9 protein-coding genes are annotated in these 11,035 nt (G+C 65.9%); 5 read left to right on the top strand and 4 right to left on the bottom strand.

Going from position 1 to position 11,035, the window contains the following annotated elements:
* The first annotated feature begins 37 nt into the window (after positions 1-37).
* The 3 genes from FNL56_RS04880 to FNL56_RS04870 all read left to right on the top strand — a co-directional run bounded on the left by FNL56_RS04880 (position 38) and on the right by FNL56_RS04870 (position 3,949).
* A complete protein-coding gene (locus tag FNL56_RS04880; protein WP_143571839.1) occupies positions 38-1,492 on the top strand; it encodes a glutamate synthase subunit beta in 1,455 nt (484 codons plus the stop codon).
* Positions 1,493-1,765: 273 nt separating this feature from the next.
* Positions 1,766-2,146, top strand: a complete 381-nt coding sequence (locus FNL56_RS04875; protein ID WP_246660864.1) for a hypothetical protein — start codon at positions 1,766-1,768, stop codon at positions 2,144-2,146.
* A gap of 174 nt (positions 2,147-2,320) precedes the next feature.
* On the top strand, positions 2,321-3,949 hold the full coding sequence (locus FNL56_RS04870; protein WP_143578790.1) for an SGNH/GDSL hydrolase family protein: 1,629 nt from the start codon (positions 2,321-2,323) through the stop codon (positions 3,947-3,949).
* Between the two features lie 166 nt (positions 3,950-4,115).
* On the opposite strand, the gene FNL56_RS04865 is transcribed toward FNL56_RS04870, so the two are convergent.
* Together FNL56_RS04865 and FNL56_RS04860 are read right to left on the bottom strand one after the other, a co-directional pair.
* Entirely contained in the window at positions 4,116-4,475 is a 360-nt protein-coding gene (locus FNL56_RS04865) for a CsbD family protein (RefSeq protein ID WP_143571837.1), read from the bottom strand.
* A 75-nt stretch (positions 4,476-4,550) separates the two neighbouring features.
* Positions 4,551-5,879 (bottom strand): lytic murein transglycosylase, encoded by a 1,329-nt coding sequence (locus FNL56_RS04860; RefSeq protein ID WP_143576023.1) that lies wholly within the window; start codon positions 5,877-5,879, stop codon positions 4,551-4,553.
* Between the two features lie 306 nt (positions 5,880-6,185).
* Here FNL56_RS04860 and FNL56_RS04855 point away from each other — a divergent pair, with 306 nt between their 5' ends.
* Complete coding sequence (locus FNL56_RS04855; protein WP_143571836.1) at positions 6,186-7,070, top strand: UTP--glucose-1-phosphate uridylyltransferase; 885 nt, start codon at positions 6,186-6,188, stop codon at positions 7,068-7,070.
* A 162-nt stretch (positions 7,071-7,232) separates the two neighbouring features.
* Here the strand turns inward: FNL56_RS04855 and FNL56_RS04850 are convergent, their stop codons facing one another.
* Positions 7,233-8,744, bottom strand: coding sequence for a sensor domain-containing diguanylate cyclase (locus tag FNL56_RS04850; protein WP_143576022.1), 1,512 nt, complete (start codon positions 8,742-8,744; stop codon positions 7,233-7,235).
* A gap of 206 nt (positions 8,745-8,950) precedes the next feature.
* On the opposite strand from FNL56_RS04850, the gene FNL56_RS04845 reads away from it, so the two are divergent.
* Complete coding sequence (locus tag FNL56_RS04845; RefSeq protein WP_143571835.1) at positions 8,951-9,223, top strand: hypothetical protein; 273 nt, start codon at positions 8,951-8,953, stop codon at positions 9,221-9,223.
* A gap of 12 nt (positions 9,224-9,235) precedes the next feature.
* Here the strand turns inward: FNL56_RS04845 and FNL56_RS04840 are convergent, their stop codons facing one another.
* Positions 9,236-10,915 carry an outer membrane beta-barrel protein gene (locus FNL56_RS04840; RefSeq protein WP_246660862.1) on the bottom strand — a complete coding sequence of 560 codons (1,680 nt, stop codon included), beginning with the start codon at positions 10,913-10,915 and terminating at the stop codon, positions 9,236-9,238.
* Between the last annotated feature and the right edge of the window lie 120 nt (positions 10,916-11,035).

The following is an 11,035-nucleotide window of genomic DNA, read 5'->3' as shown; positions in this document are numbered from 1 at the left end:
ACGAACAGCTAGAGACCGTTTGGGGCAGTAAGTCGTCATGGGCAAGATCACAGGTTTTCTCGAGATCGATCGTCACGATCGCAAGTACGCGCCAGTTTCCGAGCGCCTCAAGGGCTATGGCGAATTCGTCATTCCGCTGGACGAGAAGGAAACGAAGGACCAAGCTGCGCGCTGCATGAATTGCGGCATTCCGTATTGCCACGGCACCGGTTCGGTGCTGCCGGGCACGCCGGGCTGCCCGGTCAACAACCAGATCCCGGACTGGAACGACCTCGTCTACAACGGCAACTGGGAAGAGGCGTCGCGCAACCTGCACTCAACCAACAATTTCCCGGAGATCACTGGCCGGATCTGTCCGGCGCCGTGCGAGGCGTCGTGCACGCTCAACATCGACGACAACCCGGTGACCATCAAGACCATCGAATGCGCCATCGCCGACAAGGCGTGGGAGAACGGCTGGCTGAAGCCGGAGATCGCGCCGCATAAGACCGGCCGCACCATTGCCGTGGTCGGCTCCGGCCCCGCAGGCCTCGCCTGCGCGCAGCAGCTGGCGCGCGCCGGCCATGACGTCCACGTCTACGAGAAGTTTGCCAAGGCCGGCGGGTTGATGCGCTACGGCATTCCCGACTTCAAGATGGAAAAGCACGTCATCGACCGCCGCGTCGCGCAGATGGAAGCGGAGGGCGTCACCTTCCACTATAATTCTCCCGTGGGCGGCGACACGCCGGGCGCGATCGACCCCGCCGAGCTGGTGAAGAAATACGACGCCGTGGCCCTGACCGGTGGCTCAGAAGCCGGCCGCGATCTGCCGATCCCCGGCCGCGCCTTGCCGGGCGTCCATTTCGCGATGGACTTCCTGCCGCAGCAGAACCGCCGCGTCGGCGAAGAGCCGCTCGGCGAGCGCGCCGAGATCCTCGCCACCGGCAAGCATGTCGTGGTGATCGGCGGCGGCGACACCGGCTCGGACTGCATCGGCACCTCGTTCCGCCAGGGCGCGCTGTCGGTCACCCAGCTCGAGATCATGCCGGCGCCGCCGGAGCATGAGGACAAGGGCATGACCTGGCCGAACTGGCCGCTGAAGATGCGGACCTCGTCGAGCCAGGCCGAAGGAGCGCGCCGCGAATTCGCCGTGCTGACGCGGAGCTTCACCGGCCACGGCAAGGTGGAGAAGCTCAACTGCGTGCAGGTCGATGACAAGTTCAAGCCGATCCCGGGCTCCGAATTCGAACTCAAGGCCGATCTGGTGCTGCTGGCGATGGGCTTCGTGCATCCCATCCACGAGGGCATGGTGAAGTCGCTCGGCGTGGAGCTTGATCCGCGCGGCAACGTCCGTGCCGCGCTCACCGACTTCCAGACCTCGATGCCCAAGGTGTTCGCCGCCGGCGACATGCGCCGCGGCCAGTCGCTGGTGGTGTGGGCGATCCGCGAAGGCCGGCTGTGCGCGCGTGCGATCGATCAGGCGCTGATGGGAACCACGACGCTGCCGAGATAGAACTCGGTTTCTTCCTTCTCCCCTTGTGGGAGAAGGTGGCGCGGGCGCAGCCCGCGTCGGATGAGGGGGCTTTGGGCTGGGAGCTTGTGGCGCCCCCCTCACCCGTCTCGAACCGTTTCGCGGTTCGATCCACCCTCTCCCACAAGGGGAGAGGGGAACAGCGCCACGCATGTGGACAAATAAATCTCTGCTTCGCGCCATCACAGAAAAGCACGAATGCTTCGGCATCCTGATGCCGTAAACAGTCCTGCACTCCCCGCGCGAAGGCCCGCCTTGCTCATTTCTTTCGTCACCGGCACCGCCGGCCGCTTCGTCATGGGCGCCGCCATGACTCTCATCGCCGTTTCACCTGCTGCAGCGATGCCGCAGGCGGTCGCCATCAGCGCCGGCTCGTTCTTCGCCGCCGCCACGCAATGCGAAACCCGCGACCTGATCTCGGCGGGACAGACCGCGGCGCTGCGCAAGGCGCTCGATCGCTATCTCTCGGCTTCCGACCGGCGGCAGATCGAAGCCGGCTACAATCGCGGCCTTAAGGATTCCACGCTTTACGTCGTCGAGCTGAAAAGCTGGGAACCCTTTACCCCGGACTCCGCCAGCTGCTACCGCGTGCAGGGCGTGCTTGACGACTACAAGAGCCATCTCGACCCGGCGTGAGGGAGGGCCCCTACCGAGGGGCGGGCGCGGCGCGTAGCCGGTGCCGCTCACCATGCCGCCAATCCGCGCTTGACGAACCGCGCCGGCCGCGTTTGATGGCGGCGGGCTGCCCGCTTGCGGCCTGAATCCGGGTGTAGACGGGCTTGGAACTCTCATCGGTTGCGGTCGAGGCGCATGTCACAGAAGCCGAACTTGCCGTGGTTGTCGCGTAGCGCCGTTGTCGTGCTCGCGGGCACCCTGTTGCTCGGCATCGTGGCGCCGGCCTCGGCGCAGTTCTTCGGATTCGGAGGGCCGCCGGAGCGCCAGCAGCCACGGGAGCGCGAACGCGGTTTCGGCTGGTTCGGCGGCAACGACACGCCGTTCTTCGCCCCGTTCCAGCAGCAGGCGCCGAAGCGGCAAGCGCCCCGGGAAGATTATTCCCGCGCTCCAGCCTCTGAACGCCGCGATTCGACCGCGGAACGCAACGTGCTGGTGCTCGGCGATTCGATGGCCGACTGGCTCGGCTATGGCCTCGACGACGCCTATTCGGAACAGCCCGACATGGGCGTGATCCGCAAGCACAAGACCGTCTCCGGCCTGCTGCGCTATCAGCCGAAGGGCGATCCGGCCGACTGGGCCGCCGCCGCCAAGGCTATTCTGGCGACCGAAAAGCCCGACGCCATCGTGGTGATGCTCGGCCTCAACGACCGCATCGCCATCCGCGAGCCGGACAAGGCCGACAAGAAGGGCAAGCTCCGCCCCGACGGCACCTCTGAACCAGCCAATCCCGGCGACGATGCCGATGCCAGCCAGGACATCGCCGACCCCGGTTCGATCGCGGCGCCCGAGCGCGGCGCGCGCAGCGCGGCCGGTGGCGTGGTGGATTTCCGCGACGACCGCTGGGGCGAGCTCTACAGCAAGAAGATCGAGGAGATGATCGCGGTCGTGAAGGCCAGGGGCGTGCCGGTGCTGTGGGTCGGGCTGCCCGCGGTGCGCGGCACCAAGGCCACCGCCGACATGCTGTACCTCAACAGCCTGTATCGCGATGCCGCCGGCAAGGCCGGGATCACCTATGTCGATGTCTGGGACGGCTTCGTCGATGAAGGCGGCCGCTTTCTGCAGCAAGGGCCGGATTTCGAGGGTCAGATCCGCCGGCTGCGCTCCTATGACGGCGTCTATTTCACCCGCGCCGGCGCGCGCAAGCTGGCGCATTATGTCGAGCGCGAGATTACCCGGCTGATGGCGGCGCGCACGGGCCCGGTGGCGCTGCCCAGCGAGCCCGCGACGCCCGATGCCAAAGCCGTTCCCGGTGCGCCGCCGCCGCGTCCGCTTGCCGGTCCGATCGTGCCGCTGGTGGCCTCGATCGTCGGCACCGACCAGTTGCTCGGCGGCCCCGGCGTGCGCCCGGTGGCGGCCGACCCGTTGGCATCGCGCACCCTGGTCAAGGGTGAACCGCTATCGGCCCCCGCCGGCCGTGCCGACGACTTCGCCTGGCCGCGCCGCGAGGTCGGCCGCGAACAGGCCCGCGGCGAACCGGTCGCCGCCATCGCTCCCGCCACCCTGAGCGCGGGGAGCCTGACCGGCCCTGAAGGCGCCCCGACCACGGCGGCGCCCGCCGCACCGAAGCCCAAGCCGAAGCCGAAGCCGGTGGCGACGATGGACGCCCCGGCGCCTTCCGGCATCGGCAGCTTCTTCGGCTTCGACGAGCCGCGCCGCGCGCAACCCGCCCCGCCGCAGCGACCGGCGGCAGCGCAGTCGCGCAACGGCCCGCGTCCGGCCAATGGCGGCCCTTCGGCCTCAGCCCCGGGCTTTTTCCTGCGCTAGGCCAGAGCGACAGGACGGCGACATCTGGTTGGCATCGCCTTCCGGTGGGTTTTCGACCGTAGCGAAACGAAAAACCCCCATCCTTTTCAGAATGAGGGCTTGATCGAAGGTCCGGTTTGACTGCTCTCAGCCATACTGGTCCGCGTCAGCGACCGGCCTTGTCTTCTTAGTACCAGCGGTTCGGACGGCGCGGCGCCGGGCGGGTCAGCAGCATCGCCAGAGCGAAACCGATGCCACCAGCGACCAGCAGCGCGCCGAGTGGATTGTCAGAAACCTGCTTCTTCACGGCCTGAGTGCCATCGCGATAGACATCGCTGTCGATAGCGTCCTTGGCGTAGCTCACGGCTGCGTCGGAGGCGTCGCGAACGGCGTCCTTGGCTTGGCCATAGAGATTCTGCACGGTGCCTTCGGCCTCGCGGGCGCGGCCCGACGCTTCGGTCTTGGCATCGCCGGTCAGATTGCCAACGGCGCCTTCAATCTTGCCTGCGGCATCCTTGGCGGCGCCGGCGAAACGGTCCTTGTCCATGATCTCGTTACTCCATGAGAGAATTCTCAGCCTCAGTAACCCCCAAGGTCGCGAGGGGTTCCCGGCCATGTAACGTCATCTCCCGCGCAACCTCTCCAGCACCTCAGACGACGCAAAGCCGTCCGCCGGTGCCCCGATCGAGGCCTGGTACGCCCGCAGCGCCTCACGGGTCATGCCGCCGAACTGACCGTCCGGCGTTCCCTTGTAGAAGCCGCGCTGCACCAGCAGCTGCTGCAGCTCCAGCCGCTCGGCGCGCGACAGCACGCGCTCCTGGCGCGGCCACGGCTGCACGAAGGGCGGGCCACCGCGCAGCCGGTCGGCGAAATGGCCGATCGCCAGCGCATAGGCCTCGGCCGGATTGTACTTCATGATGACGCGGAAATTCTGCTGCATCAGGAAGCCCGGCCCGCCGGCACCGGCCGGCGCCAGCAAATAGGCCTTCTCATTCGGGCGCGGGAATGGCTGGCCGTTGGGGCGCTTCAACCCGAGCGCCTCCCATTGCGCCAGCGTCATCGACTTGGCCTTGTCGGCCAGCAGATAATTGAGCCCGGCCGGCAGCACGACTTCATAGCCCCAGCTTTGCCCGCTCTGCCAGCCGTCTTTCTTCAAATTGTTGGCGGTCGAGAAGATCAGGTCGGTCGGATTATCGACCACGTCGCGGCGGCCGTCGCCGTCGCCGTCCACCGCGAAGCGCTTGAAGGCGGTCGGCATGAACTGGGTCGGGCCAAACGCGCCGGCCCACGAGCCGCGCAGCTGCTCGGGGCGAAGGTCGCCGCGGTGCAGGATCTCCAGCGCCACCAGAAACTCGTCCTTGAAGTAACCCTGGCGGCGACCGACGCAGGCCAATGTCGCCGTCGAGCGCAACACGTTGCGGTCGCCCATCTGCGTCGAGTAGTTGCTCTCGATGCCCCAGATCGAGGCGATGATGTAGCGGTCGACGCCGTAGGTCTTTTCGGCCGCGTCGAAGATGGTTTTGTACTGCGCCAGCACCTCGCGACCCTTGGCCATCCGGGTTTCGTTGACCAGGATGTCGAGATAGTCCCACAGCGCCTTGGTGAATTCCGGCTGCGAATCCATCAGGTCCATGATGCGCAGGTCTGGCGTCAGGCCTTGGGTGAAGCGCTGGAAACTCTCCTGCGAAATGCCGCGACGTGCGGCATCGGGCCACAGGCCCGCGACGCAATTGTCGAAATTGGCCGCGGCCTCGCGAATGGCCTGCGCTGTCATCAAGGGATGGCCGGAGGCGCCGTCCTCGCCGGTCCACGGTTGCACGGCGCCCGGCGCGGCCGGCTGTGGCGGCCCGGCCTGCGCCGGCGAGTTGCTCTTGAACATGTCGAAAATGCCGAACGGGCTGCCTTGCGCCTGCGCCGCTACGGGCCATGCCAGCAATAGCACGCCGCACATCGCCGCGCGACCCACACGCCTCCGGATCGGGCTTTGTTGCAACGCGGGAGTGGCAGGTCGAATCATTTTCATTTTGGAATCCAGCCATGACATTCTGGCGACAGCAGGCCCGGTCGCGGTTTCGATCGGCTTAATGCCATCGGATATTGATCCGCCGCATGGTGAGGTTAGCCCGAGCGGCGATGATACGCACCACAGATTAGCCGTTGTTCCCGGTTGCAAATGGAACTGCCGCAGGCAATCTACGTTTGCCTGCACGTCCGGTTTCCCTCCACGTCTTCCTTCAAGTCAAGCAAAGTCCCCCTGATGAAAATTCGTAAAGCCGTTTTCCCGGTCGCTGGCCTTGGCACGCGGGTTCTGCCCGCCACCAAGGCGATGCCGAAGGAAATGCTGACCATCGTCGATCGCCCGCTGATCCAGTATGTGGTCGATGAAGCGCGCGAGGCCGGCATCGAACATTTCATTTTTGTCACCGGCCGCAACAAGGGCATCATCGAAGATCACTTCGACCACATGTTCGAGCTCGACGAGAGCCTGAAGAGCCGCAACAAGTCCAAGGAAATTGCCGAGCTGGCACGCTTCCAACCCGAAGCCGGCGAGATGAGCTTCACCCGCCAGCAGGCCCCGCTCGGCCTCGGCCACGCGGTGTGGTGCGCGCGCGAGCTGGTCGGCAACGAACCCTTCGCCGTGGTGCTGCCGGACGAGCTGGTGCTCAACTCGCCGGGCTGTCTGAAGCAGATGATCGATATCGCCAATGAGCTCGGCGACAAATCAAACCTGGTCGCCGTCGAGGAAGTCCCGACGGCGCTGACGCATCAATACGGCATCTGCGGCGTCGGCGCACGTCACGCGTCGCGAGACAATGCTTTCACCATCGACGGCATGGTCGAGAAGCCGCCGCAGGGCACCTCGCCGTCCAATTTGTCGATCACCGGACGCTACATCCTGCAGCCGGAGATCTTCAAGATCCTGGAGACCCAGGAGCGCGGCGCCGGCGGCGAGATCCAGCTCACCGACGGCATGATCAAGCTGGCGCAGAGCCAGACATTCTACGGCGTGGAATTCGAGGGCGAGCGGCACGATTGCGGCTCCAAGCCCGGCTTCCTGCGCGCCAACATCGCCTTCGGGCTGCAGCGTCCCGATCTGAGCGAAGGCCTGCGCGCCGAGATGAAGCGCTATCTGGGAGAGTAGCTCCCAATTGTCATTCCGGGGCGCGAGCGCGCAAGCGGCGAGCGAACCCGGAATCCCAAGATGTTCAGAACAATTCGAGATTCCCCGCCACTCCAATTGGAGTGGCTGAGGTCTGCGCCATCACGCTTCGCCGTCTGCCGTATCCCGAAATGACAGCTACATTTACGCGGCCATCAGCAGATGCGGTGGCACCGCGATGATCGACTGGTTGCGGCCGGCGGCTTTCGCCGCGTACAGCGCCTTGTCGGCGGCTTCGACCAACTCGCAGAATTCCATTGTCACCAGCGGCACCATGCTGGTGACGCCGACGCTGATGGTCAGCGCGCCGGGATCGGCCGGCAGCGCCGCAACACGAAGCCGGATCCGCTCGGCGACGATAAGCGCCTCGTCGGCCGAAACCCCCGGCAGTAATACCGCGAATTCCTCGCCGCCATAGCGCGCCGCACAGTCGCCGGCGCGGATCGCCGACGCCTGGATGCAGCGGGCGATCGCGACCAGGGCCTGGTCGCCGGGCTGGTGGCCAAAGGTGTCGTTGAACTGCTTGAAGTGGTCGGCGTCGATCAACAGCATGGCCAGCGGGCGCGATTGCCGGATCGCGCGTCGCCATTCCGCATCGATCGCGGTGTCGAACTTGCGGCGGTTGTGGAGACCGGTCAGCGCGTCGGTGGTGGCGAGTTCTTCCAGCCGGTCCTCGGCGCGGGCGCGCCTCCCGATCTCGCGCGCCGAGAACAGCGTCACCGCGGTGATGAACACCGCAAGCCCGAGCATGATGCTGCCGATCCGCAGCGCCTGCTGTTTCCACCGCGCGTAGATGTCGGCCCACGGCTTGGCGACGATCACCACCAGCGGCCGGCCGCTGTCGCGCCAGACATAGAGCCGATTGATCCTGTCGATCGCGCCGATCCCGGAATAGAATCCGTTGGCCCGCGCCAGCAATTTCATCACGTCCGCGGCCTTGCTGACGTCGCGCCCGTCGAAATCGGGATTCGACGGCGCGCGCAGAATGGCAACGCCGTCTCGGCGGACCACCGTGATTTGCTCGTCGGCATTCAGCCGCAGACGGCCGAACAGGTCGTCGAAATAGGAAAGCTTGATGGCCCCGGCCACCACGCCGGCAAAATTGCCGTCGCTGTCGGTAATCCGGCGGCTCAGCATGATCGCCGTGCCGCCCCGGTACGGCGCCGGCTGACTGATGAACAGCCCGCGTTCGCCATCCGTGCGATGCACCTTGAAGAACTCTTCGGCCGCGCTGTTCTGCCGGGCCGGCTGCAGCGCCGCGGAATCGATCGAGAGATTGCCCTGCGCATCGAACACCTGGAGGGCGCCGAGATAGGAAGCCGACGCGGCATGGTCGAACAGGATCAGCTGGCGCATTTCGCGGCTGACCTGGCCGATCTCCGGCATCGTCAGGCCGGCCAGCACGGCCCGCAGTGACAGGTCGTAGACCTCGACGGTGCGGCCGATGTCGGCATCCAGGGTGGTGGCGAGGTTCTCGTTGCTTCGCCGCGCCAGCGTCTCCTCGCCGCGCCGCATGTCGAGCATCACGCTGCCGCAAACGATCGAAAAGCCGAGGATCGCGACCAGCGAGGACAGAATCAACAACTTGGCCGAAGACGGCCAGCTCCTGATACCCGTTCCTGCCCTGATCGCTCGCACGGCGTTCTCCTGTGCCATCTGGATCGCACGCCAAAGCTTGCCGAGCACTTAAATCCCGGCCCGAGTTCCGCCACGCCGTTAATGGTCCGTTTCCAAAACCGGCGGCAACAGAACAATGGGGTGCCTGGATATGGGAAGACGGTTGCGTGACGCCGGGCGGTCTCGCGCTGGCCTCCTGCCGCGCATCCTTGTATGACGGTCGCACACCCCGCCGAGGATCTGCCGTGCCCGATTACGACCTGCTGCGCGACCATTTGAGCAAACAGACGCTGGACGAATTCGTGCTCAGCATGGAGGCGATCGAGGAGATCCTCGACGACGCCCTGCCGCGCGCCTCGTTTCGCGCCTCGTGGTGGGAAACCGAGCGCGCCCCGGACGAAAAAATGCCGCAACGCGAAGCCTGCATCGCCGCAGGCTACATCGCCACCCGCCTGCCGGACGGATCCGGCGTACGGTTCCGCAAGAAGTCAGCGAAGTTCATGCGGAAGTGGGTGTGAGAAAACGCGCTTCTATCTCTGCAGCCTGACGCCCAGCATCACTACGGTCGCGGCGGTGCTGGCGCCCTGGATGTTGGAGTCGAGGATGTCGCGCCGTGCCTGCAGCTTGAGCTGCACCTCGCGGTTCAGCTTGAATACCAGATCGCCCTGCAGCGAGTATAATTTGTCGTTGCGCGGATTGTCCTGATATTCCTGCGTGCCATAGGTGAAGCGGCCGATGGCGGTGAGCCAGCGGCGGAAATCATGATCGACCTGCGCGGTGTAGTTGCGCGTGAGCACGCCGGATACGCCGGGCACCGTGGTTTCATCGATCGAGGTCGTCGCGAACATCCGCACGGTGGTGAGCGGCGTCGCGGTCCAGACCAATGACGCCGCGGTCAGCAGGCCGGTCAGGTTGTTAAGCCGCGGGTCCGAATAGCTGCGCGCGGTGTAGCCGATCGAGACCTCGCCGGTGATCAGGCGGGTGAATTCGAAGGTGGTGCCGGCCTTGATGTAGCCGCCGTTGGAATCGCGCAGAAAGCCGAAGCGGTCCGGCGTCACGTCATGGACGCGGGTGTCGCCCTGCAGCTCGACGAATGGTTTCAGGCCCGGCAGCACCTCGAAGCCGACGCGGCCGAGCCCGCCATAGCGGATAAAGTCGCGGTCGTTGTTGCTGGTCGAGGTGCCGTCGGTGAGTTGGGAGTCCTGATACTTGGTGCGGTCGATCAAGGCGTCGAGCCTGACCTGCAGGCGGTTGAAGTCCTGCTCGATACCGAGCGTGCCGCCGAGCGTGGTGAACAGCGGAAACTTGGAAAGGCCCGCCTGGATGTTCGGGCTGCCGGGATTGTCGGCGCCGACGCGCAGCCGGACCTGGCTGTTGATGCGGGTGTCGCGTGTCACGTCGATGCGGCCGTCGATCTTGCCGGTGAAGTCGATGCGGTCGACATTGACCGGCGACGGCGAAATCTGCTGCGGGGCCGAGGGAAACGTCCGGTCGTAGCCGTCGAACGAGCCGCGCAGGTCGACGATCACGGAATGCCGGCTCCAGTCCGACGCCGCCAGCACTTCGGGCGCGATCCGGTAAAACGCCGAGCCTTTCGGCGGGATCAGGCGCGCCGGGTTGTCGTTGTAGCCGCCATAGATCTCGACCGCGGACTTCACCAGGAAGCTGCCGACATAGACGCCGGTCGGGCCGAACGGATCGGTGTCGATGCGTAGCCGCTTGCGCGGCGGCTGTCCGGGAACGAGGCCTCCGACCGAGGCCGAGATTCTCGGCCGGTTATTGCGCGGGTCGAGCGAACGGGTGAGCGCCGGCGCCGCGTCCTGCGGCGGCAGGCTGCCGGGACCGGGCGGCGGCTTCGGCCGGCGTTGCCCGGGATAATATTTCACCAGCTTGCGGCGGCGGTTCACCGAATCGAAGCCGGTGTTGGAGAGCCCCGCGCCAAAGGCGGCAGCATTGCCGTAGGTCACCGGCTGGCCGATGCGCGACGGCGCGATCGGGCTGGTTGCGAGGGTGCGCTCGCTGGCCGGTGTCTCCGGGCTGGGGCGCAGCGGCAAGTTCTGCGGCGCCACGAAGCTGCCTTGCACCGGGGTCAGCAAATCGGAGGTCAGGGCCTGGCCGAGCACCGGCAGCGGCGCCATCGCCAGCCATAGACCGGCCGTCAGCGCGCAAGCCGTTTTCGCGCGGTTCCGGCGGTCCAGGGCGGGACCCATGTTCACGATCCGCAAACTCCAGCAACATCAAGATTTTGGCGGCACAGGCAGGTAGCCCGCGACCGCCGCATGGTTAAGGGAGTTAAAACGGATATGGTTAATAGGCGGTTGAGATTGCCG

It is taken from the genome of Tardiphaga sp. vice304 (genome assembly GCF_007018905.1).
Classification (GTDB): domain Bacteria; phylum Pseudomonadota; class Alphaproteobacteria; order Rhizobiales; family Xanthobacteraceae; genus Tardiphaga.
The sequence above is the reverse complement of the archived record's forward strand: the minus strand, read 5'-3'. Positions and strand labels throughout refer to the sequence as shown.